Source organism: Pseudomonas carassii, assembly GCF_036324045.1.
Lineage (GTDB): Bacteria > Pseudomonadota > Gammaproteobacteria > Pseudomonadales > Pseudomonadaceae > Aquipseudomonas > Aquipseudomonas peradeniyensis.
This window is the reverse complement of the sequence record NZ_JAZDCT010000016.1, coordinates 13,005-31,554: the sequence shown is the minus strand read 5'-3', so window position 1 is coordinate 31,554 and position 18,550 is coordinate 13,005. Positions and strand designations below refer to the sequence as shown.

15 protein-coding genes are annotated in these 18,550 nt (G+C 65.8%); 5 read left to right on the top strand and 10 right to left on the bottom strand.

What is annotated here, in order from left to right:
- Positions 1–5 precede the first annotated feature (5 nt).
- On the bottom strand, positions 6–2,768 hold the full coding sequence (gene gyrA, locus V0R62_RS13680; RefSeq protein ID WP_262951012.1) for a DNA gyrase subunit A: 2,763 nt from the start codon (positions 2,766–2,768) through the stop codon (positions 6–8).
- A gap of 247 nt (positions 2,769–3,015) precedes the next feature.
- Entirely contained in the window at positions 3,016–4,092 is a 1,077-nt protein-coding gene (mtnA, locus tag V0R62_RS13675; protein ID WP_330104098.1) for an S-methyl-5-thioribose-1-phosphate isomerase, read from the bottom strand.
- Between the two features lie 111 nt (positions 4,093–4,203).
- Here mtnA and V0R62_RS13670 point away from each other — a divergent pair, with 111 nt between their 5' ends.
- From V0R62_RS13670 to V0R62_RS13655, 4 genes are all read left to right on the top strand, one after another.
- Positions 4,204–5,529: a TRZ/ATZ family hydrolase gene (locus V0R62_RS13670; protein ID WP_330104097.1), complete on the top strand. Its 1,326-nt coding sequence runs from the start codon at positions 4,204–4,206 to the stop codon at positions 5,527–5,529.
- Positions 5,530–5,592: 63 nt separating this feature from the next.
- The gene (ubiG, locus tag V0R62_RS13665) at positions 5,593–6,291 is read left to right on the top strand and encodes a bifunctional 2-polyprenyl-6-hydroxyphenol methylase/3-demethylubiquinol 3-O-methyltransferase UbiG (RefSeq protein ID WP_050704607.1); all 699 of its coding nucleotides are present in this window, start codon (positions 5,593–5,595) and stop codon (positions 6,289–6,291) included.
- Between the two features lie 2 nt (positions 6,292–6,293).
- Complete coding sequence (mupP, locus tag V0R62_RS13660) at positions 6,294–6,965, top strand: N-acetylmuramic acid 6-phosphate phosphatase MupP (protein WP_330104096.1); 672 nt, start codon at positions 6,294–6,296, stop codon at positions 6,963–6,965.
- An 83-nt stretch (positions 6,966–7,048) separates the two neighbouring features.
- The gene (locus V0R62_RS13655; protein ID WP_186712793.1) at positions 7,049–7,789 is read left to right on the top strand and encodes a YciK family oxidoreductase; all 741 of its coding nucleotides are present in this window, start codon (positions 7,049–7,051) and stop codon (positions 7,787–7,789) included.
- Between the two features lie 244 nt (positions 7,790–8,033).
- Here V0R62_RS13655 and V0R62_RS13650 read toward each other — a convergent pair whose 3' ends face one another.
- The 7 genes from V0R62_RS13650 to V0R62_RS13620 all read right to left on the bottom strand — a co-directional run bounded on the left by V0R62_RS13650 (position 8,034) and on the right by V0R62_RS13620 (position 15,974).
- On the bottom strand, positions 8,034–8,819 hold the full coding sequence (locus V0R62_RS13650; protein ID WP_330104095.1) for a TenA family transcriptional regulator: 786 nt from the start codon (positions 8,817–8,819) through the stop codon (positions 8,034–8,036).
- Between the two features lie 38 nt (positions 8,820–8,857).
- Positions 8,858–11,314, bottom strand: a complete 2,457-nt coding sequence (locus V0R62_RS13645; protein ID WP_330104094.1) for an EAL domain-containing protein — start codon at positions 11,312–11,314, stop codon at positions 8,858–8,860.
- Positions 11,315–11,543: 229 nt separating this feature from the next.
- A complete protein-coding gene (locus tag V0R62_RS13640; protein WP_198744964.1) occupies positions 11,544–13,376 on the bottom strand; it encodes an ABC transporter ATP-binding protein in 1,833 nt (610 codons plus the stop codon).
- On the bottom strand, positions 13,369–14,001 hold the full coding sequence (locus V0R62_RS13635) for a DsbA family protein (RefSeq protein ID WP_330104093.1): 633 nt from the start codon (positions 13,999–14,001) through the stop codon (positions 13,369–13,371). Before V0R62_RS13635 ends, V0R62_RS13640 begins: the two co-directional genes overlap by 8 nt.
- A gap of 3 nt (positions 14,002–14,004) precedes the next feature.
- Complete coding sequence (gene trhO, locus V0R62_RS13630) at positions 14,005–14,937, bottom strand: oxygen-dependent tRNA uridine(34) hydroxylase TrhO (protein ID WP_186712788.1); 933 nt, start codon at positions 14,935–14,937, stop codon at positions 14,005–14,007.
- A gap of 205 nt (positions 14,938–15,142) precedes the next feature.
- Entirely contained in the window at positions 15,143–15,439 is a 297-nt protein-coding gene (locus tag V0R62_RS13625) for a BolA family protein (RefSeq protein WP_330104092.1), read from the bottom strand.
- A gap of 10 nt (positions 15,440–15,449) precedes the next feature.
- Positions 15,450–15,974 (bottom strand): DUF2059 domain-containing protein, encoded by a 525-nt coding sequence (locus tag V0R62_RS13620; RefSeq protein WP_028690839.1) that lies wholly within the window; start codon positions 15,972–15,974, stop codon positions 15,450–15,452.
- A gap of 153 nt (positions 15,975–16,127) precedes the next feature.
- Here V0R62_RS13620 and V0R62_RS13615 point away from each other — a divergent pair, with 153 nt between their 5' ends.
- Entirely contained in the window at positions 16,128–17,522 is a 1,395-nt protein-coding gene (locus V0R62_RS13615; protein ID WP_330104091.1) for a class II fumarate hydratase, read from the top strand.
- Positions 17,523–17,574: 52 nt separating this feature from the next.
- On the opposite strand, the gene V0R62_RS13610 is transcribed toward V0R62_RS13615, so the two are convergent.
- On the bottom strand, positions 17,575–18,525 hold the full coding sequence (locus tag V0R62_RS13610; protein WP_330104090.1) for a DMT family transporter: 951 nt from the start codon (positions 18,523–18,525) through the stop codon (positions 17,575–17,577).
- Positions 18,526–18,550 lie beyond the last annotated feature (25 nt).

Here is an 18,550-nt window from a genome sequence, read left to right as displayed (position 1 = left end):
TTCGGTTATTCCTGAGGTGCCTCTTCGGCGCCTGCGTTGTCCTCGTCCACCGCATCGAGCGGGGCGCCCTCCTCGTCCGTCTCGACCAGGTCGTCGAGCTCTTCCTCGGATGGCTCCTGGACACGCTCCAGGCCTACCAGCGTTTCGTCGGTGGCCAGCTTGATCAGCGTCACACCCTGGGTGTTACGGCTCAGGCTGGACACTTCGCCGACCCGTGTACGCACCAGGGTGCCCTGGTCGGAAATCAGCATGATCTCCTCGCCTTCCTGCACCTGGATGGCGCCGATCAGCAAGCCGTTGCGCCCCTTGGTGCCCATGGCAATCACGCCCTGGCCGCCACGGCCGCGACGCGGGAACTTGGACAGCGGGGTGCGCTTGCCGAAGCCACGCTCGGAGGCGGTGAGGATCTGCGCGCCGGACTCGGGAATCAGCATGGAGATGATCTGCTGGCCCTTGCCAAGCTTCATGCCGCGCACGCCACGGGCGGTACGACCCATTTCGCGCACCACGCTCTCGGCGAAGCGGATCACCTTGCCGGCGTCGGAGAACATCATGACTTCCTTGGCGCCGTCGGTGATGGCCGCGGCGATCAAGGTGTCACCTTCCTTGAGCTTCAGGGCGATCAGGCCGTTGGAGCGCGGACGGGCGAATTGCACCAGCGGGGTCTTCTTCACGGTGCCGGAGGCGGTGGCCATGAAGATGTAGGCGCCAGTCGGTTCGGCGACCCATTCCGGGGTGTCGCCATCTTCCTCGTCGATCTCTTCGACTTCCACCAGCTCGCCTTCGATCACGCTGTCGTCGCTGTCTTCCAGCTCCTCGTCGGGATCTGCGTGCTGTTGCAACGCTTCCAGGTCGACCTGCAGCATGGCGGTGATGCGCTCACCCTCCTCCAGCGGCAGCAGGTTGACCAGCGGACGACCGCGGGCGGCGCGGGAGGCCTCGGGGATTTCGTAGGTTTTCTTCCAGTACACCTTGCCCTTGCTGGAGAACAGCAGCAGGGTGGCGTGGCTGTTGGCGACCAGCAGGTGCTCGATGTAGTCCTCGTCCTTGACGCCGGTGGCCGACTTGCCCTTGCCGCCGCGGCGCTGGGCCTGGTAGGCGGACAATGGCTGGGTCTTGGCGTAACCACCGTGGGAGATGGTCACCACGCGCTCTTCTTCCGGGATCATGTCGCCGTAGTTGAGGTCGTGGCTGGCGTTGAGGATCTCGGTGCGGCGGGCATCGCCGTACTCGGCACGGATCGCTTCAAGTTCTTCGCGGATCACTTCCATCAGGCGCTCGGCGCTGCTGAGGATGCGGATCAGCTCGCCGATCTGCTCGAGGATCTCCTGGTACTCGGCCAGCAGCTTCTCGTGTTCCAGGCCGGTCAGGCGGTGCAGGCGCAGCTCGAGGATGGCCTGGGCCTGCTCCGGCGACAGGTAGTACTTGCCTTCACGCAGGCCGTACTGCTCCGGCAGGTCTTCCGGACGGCAGGACTCGGCACCGGCGCGCTCGACCATGACTTGCACCGCGCTGGATTCCCAAGCGGTGCTGATCAGCGCTTCCTTGGCCTCGGACGGAGTCGGCGAGGCCTTGATCAGGGCGATGACCGGGTCGATGTTGGACAGCGCGACCGCCTGGCCTTCAAGGATGTGACCACGCTCGCGGGCCTTGCGCAGCTCGAACACGGTGCGGCGGGTAACCACTTCGCGACGGTGGCGAACGAACGCCTCGAGCAGGTCCTTGAGGTTCAGCAGGCGCGGGCGACCGTCGATCAGCGCAACGATGTTGATACCGAACACGCTCTGCAGCTGGGTCTGCTGGTAGAGGTTGTTGAGCACCACCTCCGGCACCTCGCCGCGACGCAGCTCGATGACGATGCGCATGCCGTCCTTGTCGGACTCGTCGCGCAGCTCGGTGATGCCTTCGATCTTCTTCTCTTTGACCAGCTCGGCGATCTTCTCGATCAGCCGCGCCTTGTTCAGCTGGTACGGCAGCTCGGTGACGACGATCTGCTGGCGGCCACCGACCTTGTCGATGTCCTCGATCTCGGAGCGGGCGCGCATATAGATGCGGCCACGGCCGGTGCGATAGGCCTCGATGATGCCCTGGCGACCGTTGATCAGGCCGGCGGTAGGGAAGTCCGGACCCGGGATGAACTGCATCAGCTCATCGACCGTGATGTCGGAGTTGTCGATCAGCGCCAGGCAGCCATCGATCACTTCGCCGAGGTTGTGCGGCGGGATGTTGGTGGCCATGCCCACGGCGATACCGCTGGAGCCGTTGACCAGCAGGTTGGGGATCTTGGTCGGCATGACCGCCGGGATCTGCTCGGTGCCGTCGTAGTTGGGCACCCAGTCGACGGTTTCCTTGTGCAGGTCGGCCAGCAGCTCGTGGGCCAGCTTGGCCATGCGCACTTCGGTGTATCGCATGGCCGCGGCGTTGTCGCCGTCCACCGAACCGAAGTTGCCCTGGCCATCGACCAGCAGGTAGCGCAGCGAGAAAGGCTGGGCCATGCGCACGATGGTGTCGTACACGGCAGTGTCGCCGTGCGGGTGGTACTTACCGATCACGTCACCGACCACACGGGCGGATTTCTTGTACGGCTTGTTCCAGTCGTTGCCCAGTTCGCTCATCGCATACAGAACGCGGCGATGCACGGGCTTCAAGCCGTCACGCGCATCGGGCAGCGCTCGCCCGACAATAACGCTCATCGCGTAGTCGAGGTAAGACTGTCTCAGTTCGTCTTCGATATTGACCGGGAGGATTTCTTTGGCCAGTTCGCCCATGAGAAGCCTGATTCCTTTTTCTGGTGAAACTTCGCCTGATCCCTCGAAGGACGAACGAAGCTCGCCGCCGCAGCGCATAGGGGTGCGACGACTTACGACAAATCAATGAGTTGTGCCATGGATCTGCGCAATGAAGGCCGCCGCAAAGAGCGGCCTTGGAAACTGCCGGATGGTATCACAAACACGGGACGCATGGGAGATGTGGCAGGTTGCCTTGCAGCGCCATCCAAACGGGTGAAAAAACGCCTCAATGGAGGCGTTTGCGGCACATCAACTGGGCGATTTTCGCCGTGTCCGGGCGCTCGACCACGCCCTTCTCGGTAACGATCACGTCGATCAGGTCCGCCGGGGTGACATCGACCACCGGGTTGTAGGCCTCGACGTCGGCCGTCACCTGGATGCCCGCCACTTCCAACAACTCTTCTTCGCCACGGGTTTCCAGCGGGATGTCCTCGCCGGTGGCCAGGTTCAGGTCGATGCTGGTGCTCGGCGCCACCACCATGAAGCGCAGGCCGTGGTGCATGGCGGTCACCGCCATCTGATAGGTGCCGATCTTCGCCGCCACGTCGCCATTGGCGGCGATACAGTCAGCGCCGACCACCACCCAGGTGATGCCCTTGGTCTTCATCAGATGACCCATGGCCGCGTCGGCGACCACGGTCACCGGCACGCCGTCGGCGGCCAGCTCCCAGGCAGTCAGGCGCGAGCCCTGCAGCCAGGGCCGCGACTCACAGGCGTAGACCTGCTCGACCATGCCCTCCAGGGTGGCGGCGCGGATCACCCCCAGAGCGGTGCCGAAGCCGCCGGTGGCCAGGGCGCCGGCATTGCCATGGGTGAGCAGAGCCTGCTCGCTGCCCTGGTGGCGGCGGATCTGCTCGACGCCGAACTGGGCCATGGTCAGGTTGGCCTCGCGATCGCTTTCGTGGATCGCCACCGCCTCGGCCTCCATCACCGCCAGCACGTCCTCGCCGGGACGCAGGCGCTGCAGGCGTTCGCGCATGCGGTTGAGCGCCCAGAACAGGTTGGCCGGGGTCGGACGCGCCTCGCCCAGCAGCATGAAGTCCTCCTCGAGGGATTCCTCCCAGCCGTCGCCCTCAGCCAGACGTTGGCGCAACGCCAGCACCAGGCCATAGGCCGCGCAAATGCCGATCGCCGGGGCGCCGCGCACGGCCATGTCACTGATCGCCTCGGCCACCTCGGCCGCCTCGGTGCAAGCCAGCCAGCACTGCTCCAGCGGCAGCAGGCGCTGGTCGAGCAGATACAGCACGCCGTCGCGCCATTCGATGCCCGTCACCGTCTCCGCCGCCATCAGTTGCTCGCGCATCGCCTCTCCCCGTCGCCCTGGCATCAAAAGCCGGCGATTATAGCGACCCTCAGCCGCGGACGCTCGGGTATACTGCGCGTTTAGTCGAACCGACCCAGGTATATGCCGCGCATGCCCACCGCCACTCCCCTCCTCGACCTGCTGCTTGTGCCGGACTGGCTGGTCCCCGTGGAGCCGGCCGGCGTGGTGCTCGAAGGCCATGCGCTGGGCGTGCTGGACGGTCGGATCGCCTGGCTCGGCCCCCGCGAGCGGGCGCCCAGGGCCCGGGAGGTGCGCGAACTGCCCGACTGCGTGCTGACACCCGGGCTGGTCAACGCCCACGGCCACGCCGCCATGGCCCTGTTCCGCGGCCTGGCCGACGACCTGCCGCTGATGACCTGGCTGCAGGAGCACATCTGGCCGGCCGAGGGCCGCTGGGTGGACGAGGCCTTCGTGCGCGACGGCACCGACCTTGCCATCGCCGAGCAGCTCAAGGGCGGCATCACCTGCTTCGCCGACATGTACTTCTTCCCCCGCGAGGCCTGCGACCGCGTGCACCACAGCGGCATCCGCGCGCAGATCGCCGTGCCGCTGCTGGACTTCCCGATCCCCGGCGCGCGCAGCCCGGACGAGGCCCTGCACCTGGCCATCGAGCTGTTTGGCGAGCTGCGCCACCACCCACGCATTACCGTCGCCCTCGGCCCGCACGCGCCGTACACGGTCAGCGATGCGAACCTGGAGAAGATCCGGGTGATCGCCGACCAGCTCGACGCGCCGCTGCACATGCATATCCACGAGACCGCCGGCGAAGTCGAGCAGGCGCTCAAGGACAACGGCGAGCGCCCGCTTGCCCGCCTCGCCCGCCTGGGCCTGCTGGGGCCGAACCTGCAGGCGGTGCACATGACCCAGGTCAGCGACGAGGATCTGGCCCTGCTGGTAGAAAGCAACACCAGCGTGGTCCACTGCCCCGAATCCAACCTCAAGCTGGCCAGCGGCTTCTGCCCGGTGGAGCGCCTGTGGCAGGCCGGGGTGAACGTGGCAGTAGGCACCGACGGCGCCGCCAGCAACAACGACCTCGACCTGCTCGGCGAAACCCGTACCGCCGCGCTGCTAGCCAAGGCCGTCGCCGGCTCGGCCACCGCCCTGGACGCCCACCGGGCGCTGCGCATGGCCACGCTCAACGGCGCCCGGGCACTCGGCCTGGAGGCGACGACCGGCTCGCTCGAGGTGGGCAAGGCCGCCGACCTGGTTGCCTTCGACCTGTCGGGGCTGGCGCAGCAGCCGGTGCACGACCCGGTCTCGCAACTGATCTACGCCACCGGCCGCGATTGCGTGAAGGACGTCTGGGTCGCCGGCCACGCCCTGGTGCTGGACCGCCGCCTGACGCGGATGGACGAGCAGGCCCTGGCCGCCAATGCTCGCGCCTGGGGAGCCCGCATCGGCGGGCGCAACGAATAACCGGGTGCCAGCCACGGCTGGCGCCCCGTGACACTTTCATAGAAGCTTCAGAGGACTGTTCAGATGAGCAACGTCGACCACGCCGAAATCGCCAAGTTCGAAGCCCTGGCCCATCGCTGGTGGGACCGCGAGAGCGAATTCAAGCCACTGCACGACATCAACCCGCTGCGGGTCAACTGGATCGACGAGCGCGTCGCCCTTGCCGGCAAGAAGGTGCTGGACGTCGGCTGCGGCGGCGGCATCCTCAGCGAGGCGATGGCCCAGCGCGGCGCCACCGTAACCGGTATCGACATGGGCGAGGCACCGCTGGCGGTGGCCCAGCTGCACCAACTGGAGTCCGGCGTGGCAGTGGAATACCGGCAGATCACCGCCGAGGCCCTGGCCGAGGAGATGCCCGAGCAGTTCGACGTGGTCACCTGCCTGGAGATGCTCGAGCACGTACCCGATCCTTCGTCGGTGATCCGCGCTTGCTACCGCATGGTGAAGCCGGGCGGCCAGGTGTTCTTCTCGACCATCAACCGCAACCCCAAGGCTTACCTGCTGGCGATCATCGGCGCCGAGTACATCCTCAAAATGCTGCCGCGCGGCACCCATGACTTCAAGAAATTCATCCGTCCCTCCGAACTGGGTGCCTGGAGCCGCGCCGCAGGCCTCGAGGTCAAGGACATCATCGGCCTGACCTACAACCCGCTGACCAAGCACTACAAGCTGAACAACGACGTCGACGTCAACTACATGATCCAGACCCTGCGCGAGGAATGAGCATGCGCCTGCGAGCAGTACTCTTCGACATGGACGGCACCCTGCTGGACACGGCGCCGGATTTCATCGCCATCTGCCAGGCGATGCTCGCTGACCGCGGCCTGCCGGCCATCGACGACGCGCGCATCCGCGATGTGATCTCCGGCGGCGCCCGCGCCATGGTCGCCGCGACCTTCGCCATGGACCCAGAAGCCGACGGCTTCGAGGCCCTGCGCCTGGAATTCCTCGAGCGCTACCAGCGCGACTGCGCGGTGCACAGCAAGCTGTTCGACGGCATGCCGGAGCTGCTGGCCGACATCGAGAAAGGCAACCTGCTGTGGGGCGTGGTCACCAACAAACCGGTGCGCTTCGCCGAGCCGATCATGCAACGCCTGGGCCTGGCCGAGCGCTCGGCCCTGCTGATCTGCCCTGACCACGTGAAAAACAGCAAGCCCGACCCCGAGCCGCTGATCCTGGCGTGCAAGACCCTGGACCTGGACCCGGCCAGCGTGCTGTTCGTCGGCGACGACCTGCGCGATATCGAATCCGGCCGCGACGCTGGCACCCGCACCGCAGCGGTGCGCTATGGCTATATTCATCCAGAGGACAACCCCAACAACTGGGGCGCCGACGTGGTGGTGGACCACCCGCTGGAACTGCGCAAGGTGATCGACAGCGCGCTGTGCGGCTGCTGATGGACCAACAGTAATCGGGCACCGTGGGAGCGGCGGTGCGCCGCTCCCACGAGCATATCGCCCACAACTACAGGGAACTGGAAATGTTCGACTACACCGCCCGCCCCAACCTGCTTCAGGGCCGGATCATCCTGGTCACCGGCGCCGGCCGCGGCATCGGCGCCGCCGCCGCCAAGGCCTACGCCGCCCTGGGCGCCACCGTGCTGCTGCTGGGCAAGACCGAGGCCAACCTCAACGAGGTCTACGACCAGATCGAAGCGGCCGGCCACCCGCAGCCAGTGGTGATCCCGTTCAACCTGGAAACCGCCCTGCCGCACCAGTACGACGAACTGGCGGTGATGATCGAGGAGCAGTTCGGCCGTCTCGACGGCCTGCTCAACAACGCTTCGATCATCGGCCCGCGCACGCCGCTGGAGCAGCTGTCGGGCGACAACTTCATGCGCGTGATGCACATCAACGTCGACGCCACCTTCATGCTGACCAGCACCCTGCTGCCGCTGCTGAAACTGTCCGAGGACGCCTCGGTGGTGTTCACCTCCAGCAGCGTCGGGCGCAAGGGCCGGGCCTACTGGGGCGCCTACGGGGTGTCGAAGTTCGCCACCGAGGGACTGATGCAGACCCTCGCCGACGAGCTGGAAGGCGTGGCGCCGGTGCGCTCGAACAGCATCAACCCGGGTGCCACGCGCACGGCGATGCGCGCCCAGGCCTACCCGAGCGAGAACCCGCAGAACAACCCGCTGCCCGAGGACATCATGCCGGTGTACCTGTACCTGATGGGGCCGGACAGCAAGGATGTTAACGGGCAGGCGCTGAACGCGCAGTAAAAACCATCGCGAGGCAAGTCGCATCGGCGAACCGCCGCTCCCACATATACTGCACGACAACTGTAGGAGCGGCCTTGTGCCGCGATAGGGCTGCGCAGCAGCCCCAGGATTTCAGCGTTGAGCAGTAATGGCTGGGGCTGCTGTGCAGCCCTATCGCGGCACAAGGCCGCTCCTACAGCGGACGTGCAAGTTCATTGAGTGTGCGGTTTGCCGGCAAATAGGCCTGCAAATCCAACAACTATCCTCAACCCGCCGCCAACGCCGGACGCATACGCCCCTGCTGACGCCCTTCGAGCTGCATGCAACGCTCCAGGAACAGGAACATGCAGTCGTAGCTCTTGCAGATCGCCCGACGCAGCTCGGTGCGCAGCCCCAGTGTCGGGCTCTCGCCGGCCAGGGTGCAGATGATCTCCAGCGCCTCCCACGGGTGCGCATCATCGTACTGCGCATGCATCTTCAGCCACTTCATGGCGCGCTTGCGGGTATCCTCGGGGAAGCCCTGGGCGTAGGTGTCCTCGGCGCAGACCACCGCCGACCACTCACCGGTAGCACCCTCGATGGCATAGTTGGTGGCCGCCATGGCGATGGCCAGCGACTCGGTGGCGCATACCCGCCAGCACCAGTCATTGAGGCCGTTGAGCTCCGGCGGCACCTCCTGGGACTGCAGTTCATGCAAATGGATACCGTGCGCCTGGCACCAGTGCACCCAGTAGTCGGCATGGTTGAGTTCGACCCGGATGTTGCGCATCAGCCAGCGGCGCGCCATGTCTTCGCCGGGGTGCCGGGCGTAACGGGTCTTGGTGAGGTTGTGGGCCATGTAGAGGGAGAACTGCTCGACCACCGGCCAGCCGCCGATCAGGTACTGACGGATGGTCGACTGCTTGAGCTGGCCATCGCGCAGTCGCTGGTAGAACTCATGCTCCACCACCCGGCGCTTGCTTTCGCGGCAATCCTCTATCAGTTGTTGGGCCCACTGCGGATAACTGGCCGGATCCATCAATGGTCCGATCCTTACGAACGCGTCGATCACTGTCAGCTCCTTGATTCCCTGTGATTTCCGGGCGTTGTTCAGCGAAAGGTCCCCGGCGCCCGGTGCAGAAGGGGCCTCGCGGCAATCCGTTGGCGCTGCAGGCTGTCGCAGGTGAAGACCTGCGGGCGTTCGATGAGGTATCCCTGGGCGTAGTCCACGCCGATCTCCTGCAAAGCCTGCTCGATCAGCGGCGTCTCGACGAACTCGGCAATGGTCCGCTTGCCCATGACGTGACCGATGTGATTGATCACTTCGACCATCGCCCGGTTGATCGGGTCATCGAGCATGTCCTTGACGAAACTTCCGTCGATCTTCAGGAAGTCTACAGGCAAATGCTTCAAATAGGCGAATGACGACATTCCGGCGCAGAAGTCGTCGAGGGAGAATCTGCAGCCCAATCCTTTCAATTCATTGATGAAACGGATCGCGCTGCCCAGATTGGCGATCGCGCTGGTTTCGGTAATTTCAAAACAGATCAGCCGTGGCGGGATGTCGAACTCGCCGAACAACCGCTGCAGGTACTCGAGGAACTTGTCATCGCCGATGCTCGAGCCCGATAAATTGATGGCACACATCGCCAGGGGGCCCTCGCGACCTTCATCCAGGCACTGGCGGATCACCTGGAACACGCTGCGCACTACCCAGCGGTCGAGCGCGGTCATCAGGCCATAGCGCTCCGCCGCGGGGATGAAACTGTCGGGCAGGATGGTGCGCCCGCTCTCGTCGTGCAGGCGCAGGAGGATCTCGATATGCCCAGGACCCTCGTGGGGGTGCAGGGGCGCGATCTCCTGGGCGTAGAGGCAGAAGCGGTTTTCCTCCAGCGCCACGTGCAGTCGCTGGATCCAGGCCATTTCGCCAAAGCGCATGGACAGCTCGCTGTCGTCGGCGTGATACACCTGGACCCGGTTGCGGCCCTTCTCCTTGGCCATGTAGCAGGCCATGTCCGCCGCGCGCAACGATGCCTCCAGGGTGCTGGGCACCTGGGCGATGTGTACCAGGCCGAGGCTGACCGTGGTCACGAAGGGGCGCCCCTTCCACACGAAATGCAGGCTCTGCACGGCCTGGCGCAACTGCTCGGCAATCCGCTCGGCCTGCTCCGGCGGGCAGTTCTCCAGAAGCACGCCGAACTCGTCGCCACCCAGGCGCGCCAGGGTGTCGCCCTCGCGCAGGCCCGACTGCAGCACCGCGCAGATATGCCGCAGCAACTCGTCGCCGGCGGCATGGCCGCAGGTATCGTTGACCAGCTTGAACTGGTCGAGGTCGAGGAACATCAGCGAATGGCGCCCGGCCTGGCGGGCCAGGCCGTTGAGCGCCTGCTCCAGGCGATACTCGAACTCCCGACGGTTGGCCAGCCCGGTCAGGGCGTCATGGGTGGCCTGCCAGGACAGGTTGGCGATGTACTGGCGCTCCTGGGTCATGTCGTGCAGCACCACGACGATGCCACTGACCTGCCCTTCGGTGAGGATGGGCGAGCCCACCAGGTTGACCGACACCGTGCTGCCGTCCAGGCGCTGGATCAGCCGGGCATGCTCGGCGCCGCCCTTGAGGCTGCCGCTGAGCACCTGCTCGACCAGCGTCAGGCTATCGCCCTCGGCGTTCTCGTCGAGCAGGCTGAACAGTGCCGCCAGCGGCAGCCCCTGGGCCTGCACCGCCTGCCAGTGGGTCAACTGCTCGGCGGCCGGGTTCATGTAGCTGATGCAACCGTCGACATCGGCGGTGATCACCGCGTCGCCGATCGATTCCAGGGTGATCTGCGCCCGCTCCTTCTCCTCCTGCAACGCGCTGGCGAACGCCTGGCGCTGGGCCAGCAGCTTGCTCGAACGCCGCCAGGCCATGGCGATCAGGAACAGCGCGGTGGCCAGGTTGGTGAGCATCAGCACCTTGAGCAGCATCCGCGAGCCTTCACCCAGGGCATCGCTGAACGCCTTGGCGGCCGGGGTCACACCGTCATTGATGGCGACGATGCGCGCCTTCCAGTTGGCCACCTGGTGCGGGTCGATCACGCCGCTGGCGAATCCTTCGCGCATCTGCTGGGCCAGCACGTCGAGCTGGCGCAGGTAATCGTCTCCGATGTCCCAGTAATCGATGGCGGTTTCCATATAGCTGATATGACGGAAATTGCGGTAGAACCAGATGATCCGGGCGACGTCCTCGGGATGGTTGCCACCCTGCAGCACCCCCTGGCGCGCTGCTTCCAGGTCCGGTTCAGGTCGGTCCAGGGCCAGGCGCAGGTTGTGATCGCCCTGGGGCACCAGGATCGCCCGACGGTAGCGGGCATAGGTCAGCGGATCGCGGTCGTCGGCGTAGAGATTGAGGTAATAGATGGCGTCCTTCTGCGCCTTGGACCACAGGCTCTCGCCCGCCACATAGGCGCGCACGGCGGACAATGCATAAAGGCTCAGACTGCCCAGCAGTACCTGGAAAACCACAACGGCGACGAAGGGCCAGATGATACCCAGCAGCCTTGGCGCTTCGAGAGTCCGATTTCCCTTCATGTAGTCCCTGTCATGGCGGCAGATAAGGCACGAATCGACCTAGACAAGCACAGCGTAGGCCATTTGCCATGCCTGTGGCGTGGTTTTTGATGACAGGGAATAGGTGGTGAAGCCCTGTAGGAGCGACCTTGTGCCGCGAAAGGGCTGCGCAGCAGCCCCACAAGATCGCCGGGGGCCGCTCTGCGGCCCTTTCGCGGCTCAAGGCCGCTCCTACACGGACGTATGTGGCTCAGGTCTGCTGCAGGTGACCGTAGAGCTTGGCGTACAGGCCGCCCTCGGCGATCAGTTGCTGGTGGCCGCCATCCTCGGCCACATGGCCGCCGTCGAACACCAGCACGCGGTCAGCCTGCTTCACTGCCGACAGGCGGTGGGCGATGATCAGCGTGGTGCGGCCACTGAGGAACCGCGCCAGGGCCTGGTGCAGGTTGTACTCGGTGGCGGCGTCCAGCGCCGAGGTGGCCTCGTCGAGGATGACCACCTTTGGCTCGGCCAGCACCATGCGGGCGATCGCCAGGCGCTGGCGCTGGCCGCCGGACAGGCGCACGCCGGAGCGCCCGACAATGCTGTCCAGGCCCTGGGGCAGCGCGGCGATGGTGGCGTCCAGCTGGGCGATGCGCAGCGCCTGCCAGCAGGCATCGTCGCTGCAATCGCGACCCATGGTCAGGTTGGCGCGCACGCTGTCGTTGAACAGCGACGGGTGCTGCAGCACCACCGCGACATTCTCGCGCAGGGTCTCCAGGCCGATCTCCTGCAGGCTGGCTCCGCCGAAGCGGATGGTCCCGGCCTGGGCGCTGTACAGCCCCAGCAGCAACTGCACCAGGGTGCTCTTGCCACCGCCGCTGGCGCCGACGATGGCCACCTTCTCGCCCGGGGCGATGGCCAGGTTCAGCTGATCGAGCACTGGCTCGTCGGCGTAGGCGAAGCGCAGGTCGCGCACCTCGATGCCGACCGTGTCACGCCCAGCGAACGGATCACTGGCCGCCGGGTACTGCGGCTCGTCGGCCCGTGCCAGCAACTCGTTCAAGCGGCTCAACGCGCCGCCCGCGGCGTAGTAGGCGTATTGCAAGTTCAGCAACTGCTCCACCGGGCCGATCATGAACCACAGGTAGCTGAACACCGCCAGCATCTGGCCGATCGACAGGTCGGAGAACAGCACGGTGAGCATCGCCGCGGCACGGAAGATGTCGATGCCGAACTGGAACAACAGGCCGCTGGCCCGGCCACTAGCGTCGCTCTTCCACTGCGAGGCCACCGCGTAGTCGCGCACCTCGCGGGCACGCAGCCCCAGACGACCGAGGAAGTAGCCCTGGCGGTTGCCGGCACGGATCTCCTGGATCGCATCGAGGGTCTCGGTCAGCGCCTGGGTGAAGCGCGCGGTGCTGTCGTTCTCGAGTTTCTTCAGGTGCTTGACGCGCTTGCCCAACTGCACGGTAAAGAAGATCACCAGCGGGTTGAACAGCAGGATCAGCAGCGCCAGCTGCCAGTGCATCCAGATCAGGATGGCGGCGGTGCCGGTCAGCGTCAGCACCGCCACCAGGAAACGGCTCAGGGTTTCGCCGACGAACTTGTCGAGGGTGTCCAGGTCAGTGACCAGGTGGGTGGTCACCGTGCCGCTGCCCAGGCTTTCGTATTCCTTGAGCGAAATACGCTTGAGCCGCTCGATCAGGCGGATGCGCAGGCGGTAGACGATGTCCTTGGCCAGGCCGGCGAACAGCTTGGCCTGGACCACGTTGAACGCCAGCGCCGCCAGGCGCAGGCCCAAGGTCGCGCAGAGCATCAGGCCGATATAGCCCGCGGCCACCTGCCAGCCCGCGGGCAGGAAGTTGTTCATCCACTTCAGCGCGGCGTCGCCATGGCCCAGCAGCACTTCGTCCACCAGCAGCGGCAGCAGCAAGGGGATGGGCACGCTGCACAGGGCAGCGAGCACGGCCACCAGGTTGGCGGTCCACAAAGCCTTCTTGTGGTGCAGGGCCAGGCGGCGGATTTCCGCCCAGCTCAGGCGATCGGGCACAGCGGGGGACTTCCCTGGCACAGGGTCTGGCGACCCTGGCAGGTCAAGCACAGGCGGCCTGCTGCAGCCAACGGCCGAGCAGCGGCTGCAGGCTGTCCAGCGACTGGTAGCCGTTGGTCAGCAACGCCAGCTGGCCATTGCGCTCGGCCAGCAGCGTGGGAAAACCGGCGATGCCCAGGTCCTGCACCCAGCCGAGGTCGGCACTGGTGGCGGCGCGGGTATCGGCACTGGTGAAGCGCTGCGAGAACGACTCGCGGTCGAAACCGGCCTGTTCGGCCAGCTCCACCAGTTGCGGGGCACGGGTGACATCCAGCCCCTGCTCGTAGAACGAGCGCTGGATCAGCTTGAGCAGCGTCCAGGCCCGCTCATCGTCCAGCTCGCGCGCCGCGACCAGCGCGCGACACGCAGGCTCGGTGTCGTAGACGAAGCCGTCGGGCATCGCGCCGTCGAAACGGAACGGCTGCCCGGTGACGTCATGCACCGCCTGCCAGTGCTCGAGGATGTACTTGCGGGTCGAGGCATCCAGGGCGCTGCCGCCGCTGCGCAGGCCACCGGGCACCAGGCGGGTGACGACACCCGCCTCACGGGCCTGGGCGATCAGCGCCTCGGCCACCGGGGCGAAGCCCCAGCACCAGGAGCACATCGGGTCCATCACATAGAGCAGGCGTGCGGACATGCATCAGGCCTCGGCTTTGTAGTTGTAGCCGATCGGGTGTGGCTGGTTGCGCGCCTTGGCCAGCTCGATCTGCTTCTGGCGGTCGATGGCGCTGCGCCGGGTCTTCTCGCTCAGGCTGTCCCAGCAATGCGGGCAGCTCACGCCTGGCGAATAGTGCTCCGACTCCCGGTCCTTCACGTCGATCGGGTGGCGGCAGGCATGGCACTGGTCGTACTCGCCCTCGCTCAGGTCATGACGCACGGTGACCCGGTTGTCGAAGACGAAGCAGTCGCCGTCCCAGAGGCTTTCTTCCTGGGCTACTTCCTCGAAGTATTTCAGGATGCCGCCCTTAAGATGATAGACGGCTTCGAAGCCCTCACCGAGCATGTAGCTGGAGGCCTTCTCGCAGCGGATGCCACCGGTGCAGAACATGGCGACCTTCTTGTGCTTGCTCGGGTCGAAGTTGGCCTTGATGTAGTCGGGGAACTCGCGGAAGGTCTCGGTCTTCGGGTCGATGGCGCCCTTGAAGGTGCCGATGGCCACTTCGTAGTCGTTGCGGGTGTCGATCAGCAGCACTTCCGGGTCGCTGATCAGCGCGTTCCAGTCTTTCGGATCGACGTAGGTGCCGACCGCCTTGTTCGGGTCCACGCCCGGCACGCCGAGGGTGACGATCTCTTTCTTGAGCTTGACCTTGGTGCGGTAGAACGGCTGCTCGTCGCAGTACGATTCTTTATGGTCGACATCCACCAGGCGTGGATCGCTGCGCAGCCAGGCCAGCAGCGCGTCGATGCCTTCACGGGTGGCCGAGACGGTGCCGTTGATGCCTTCGTTGGCCAGCAGCAGGGTGCCTTTGACGCCGTTGTCGGCCATGGCCTTGAGCAGCGGCTCGCGCAGTTCGACGTAGTCTTCCAGGGTGACGAACTTGTACAGCGCCGCCACGACGATCGGTTGGGTCATGAATCTGAAACTCCTGGTGGTTGCCCTCGTAAGGGGCGGACCGGGTTTGACATGAAAAAGCATGGGGGCGCCTTGCGCCCCTTTCGCGGCACAAGGCCGCTCCTACAGGGGAATGCGAATGCCTGTAGGAGCGGCCTTGTGTCGCGAAAGGGCTGCAAAGCAGCCCCCGGATTTTGCGAGATTGTACCAGAACGACGGAAAGGATTCAGTGCCCGCCGCCGGCGCACACCGGCGAGGCAGGCGCCGCGCCGACCGCCGCCCATTCCTCGGGCGTGTAGGTGTGGATCGCCAGGGCGTGGATCTCGCCCATCAGATCACCCATGGTGGCGTAGACCTTCTGGTGGCGCTTGACGCTGTTCAGCCCGGCGAACTGCTCGCTGACCAGCACCGCCTTGTAGTGCGTTTCCTGGCCACGGCTGTGCATGTGGCTTTCGTTGTGCACTTCGAGGTGGTCGGTGCCCAGCGGCGCCAGCTGCTGTTCGATGCGTTGCTGCATGTTCATCGCGTCAGGCTCACTTCTTCGCCGGAGCGGCTGCCTTGCCGGCGCTCGGGTCGAGTTCCTTGGTCATGTCGTCAAGCAGCTTGTTGACCACCGGCACCGCCGGTTCCAGGCTCTGCTGGGTCAGCTGGGCCGACTGCTGGGTGACCTTGGGCATCTCGCGCAGGACTTTCTTGCCCAGCGGCGACTCGTAGAACTTGACCAGGTCGTTCAGCTCGGCCTCGGTGAAGGTCGCGGTGTACAGGTCGACCATCTTCGGCTTGAGCTTCTTCCAGCCGATGGCGTTGTCCAGGGCAGCGTTGGCCTTGGCCTGGTAGCTGTCGAGCACGGTTTTCTTGGCAGCCGGCGCCTTGGTCTGTTCGAAACGCTGGGCGAACATCTGCTGGACCTGCATGTACACCGGGGTGCCCAGCTTGTCGGCATTGGCCAGGGTCAGGAATTTCTCGGCGGCGGCATTGTGGCTCGCGGTGGCGGCGAGTACCTGGCCGCTGGCGCAGGCCAGGGCAACGGCGGCACAGAGGACACGAAGACGGGTCATTGCATTTCCTTCAAGAAAGGGAGGCGAGTACCTCAGGGTAGAGCATTCTGCGCCGTGATGGCGAAGTGCTCAAGTGGCACGACGAGCGACTGAACCGCTGTGTCGAATCAGGGCCTAAACTGCGATTTCGGACTACAAAGGAGTGAGCGCAGCATGAGCCGTATCGAGACAGACAGCCTGGGCCCGGTCGAAGTTCCAGAGGACGCCTACTGGGGTGCGCAGACCCAGCGTTCGCTGATCAACTTCGCCATCGGCAAGGAGCGCATGCCGCTGGCGGTGCTGCACGCCCTGGCGCTGGTCAAGAAAGCCGCTGCCCGGGTCAACGACCGCAACGGCGACCTGCCCGCCGACATCGCCCGGCTGATCGAGCAGGCCGCCGACGAAGTGCTCGCCGGCGACCACGACGACCAGTTCCCGCTGGTGGTGTGGCAGACCGGCAGCGGCACCCAGAGCAACATGAACGTCAACGAGGTGATCGCCGGGCGCGCCAACGAGCTGGCCGGCAAGGGCCGCGGCGGCAAGCTGCCGGTGCACCCGAACGATCACGTCAACCGCTCGCAGAGCTCCAACGACTGCTTCCCCACCGCCATGCACATCGCCGCGGCCCAGGCCGTGCACGACAAGCTGCTGCCAGCGATCGCCGAGCTGTCGGCGGGGCTGGCCGAGCTGTCGGCGCGCCACACGCACCTGGTCAAGACCGGGCGCACGCACATGATGGACGCAACGCCGATCACCTTCGGCCAGGAGGTCTCGGCCTTCGTCGCCCAGCTCGACTACGCTCAGCGCGCCATCCGCGCGACGCTGCCGGCGGTCTGCGAGCTGGCCCAGGGCGGCACCGCCGTGGGCACCGGCCTCAACGCCCCGCACGGTTTCGCCGAAGCCATCGCCGCGGAGCTGGCGGCGCTGTCCGGCCTGCCGTTCGTCACCGCACCGAACAAGTTCGCCGCCCTCGCCGGCCACGAGCCGCTGACCAGCCTGGCCGGCGCGCTGAAGACCCTGGCCGTGGCCCTGATGAAGATCGCCAACGACTTGCGCCTGCTGGGCTCCGGCCCGCGCGCGGGGCTTGCCGAGGTACGCCTGCCGGCCAACGAGCCAGGCAGCTCGATCATGCCCGGCAAGGTCAACCCGACCCAGTGCGAGGCGCTGTCGATGCTGGCCTGCCAGGTGCTGGGCAACGACACGGCGATCGGCTTTGCCGCAAGCCAGGGCCACCTGCAGTTGAACGTGTTCAAGCCGGTGATCATCCACAACCTGCTGCAGTCGATCGAGCTGCTGGCCGATGGCTGTCGCAACTTCCAGCAGCACTGCGTGGCCGGCATCGAGCCGGATGCCGGGCAGATGGCCGCGCACCTGGAGCGCGGGCTGATGCTGGTGACGGCGCTGAACCCGCACATCGGCTACGACAAGGCGGCGGAAATCGCCAAGAAGGCTTACAGCGAAGGCAAGACCCTGCGCGAGGCGGCGCTGGAGCTGAAGTACCTGACCAACGAGCAGTTCGACCAGTGGGTAAGGCCGGAGAACATGCTGGCGCCTGGCGGGAAAGGTTAGGCCTCGCTCTTGTAGGAGCGGCCTTGTGCCGCGCCTACAGGTACCGCGCGGGCTATTGAGCCTGGCTCTTCGCCCTCCACCCAGCGATCAGCGACGGCCCCAACGCCACCAACGCCGACCCCAGCACCACCGTCACCGCCCCGACATACCCCAAGCCATTGATCTGCTCGGCATGCACGTAATCCGGCCACAGCCAGGCCGCCAGCGCCACCGCGACGAATGTCACCAGCGGCGTCAGCGCCAGGGTCGCACTGACCCGCGAGGCCTCCCAATGCGCCAGCGCCTCGGCGAACGCGCCATAGGCCACCAGCGTGTTCAGGCAGCAGGCCAGCAGCAACCAGCCCTGCAACGGGCTGAGCTGCAACGCCTCAAGCGGATGTACCCAGGGCGTGAGCAGCAGCGCGCAGCACAGGTAGATCACCATCATCACCTGCTGCGAGTTCCACACCGTCAACAGTTGCTTCTGGCTCAGGGCATAGAACACCCAGATGCTGGTTGCCAGGATGATGGTCAACACGCCGGTGGTGTAGGTGCCGAGCGAAGTGAGCAGCTCTTCCAGGCGCTGGTTGAAGAACAGCCCGAAGCCCATCAGCAGCACCAGCAGGCCCAGGCCCTGCCCCAGGCTGAAACGCTCCTTGAACACGAACACGCTGGCCACCAGCAACAGCACCGGCCCCAGCTGCACCACCAGTTGCGCGGTGCCGGGGCTGAGCAAGTTGAGGCCGACCAGGTACAGCACATAGTTGCCGACCAGGCCGGCCACCGCGACGGCCACCAGGCCCTTGCCCTTCATCCCGAGACGGCTGAACGACGGCAGCCGCCGATTGGCCGCGAGCCAGGCGAACAACAGGCTGCCGGAAACGCTCAGGCGGTACCAGGTGACGGTCACCGGATCCATCACCTGCAGCACCTGCTTGAGCTTGATCGGCAGGATGCCCCAGAGCAACGCGGTCAACAGCGCCAGCAGAAGGCCCTGGACCCAGCGTCCGGAAGAAATGTGCATGGTGTCCTCGAGTCGGGCCTTGGTG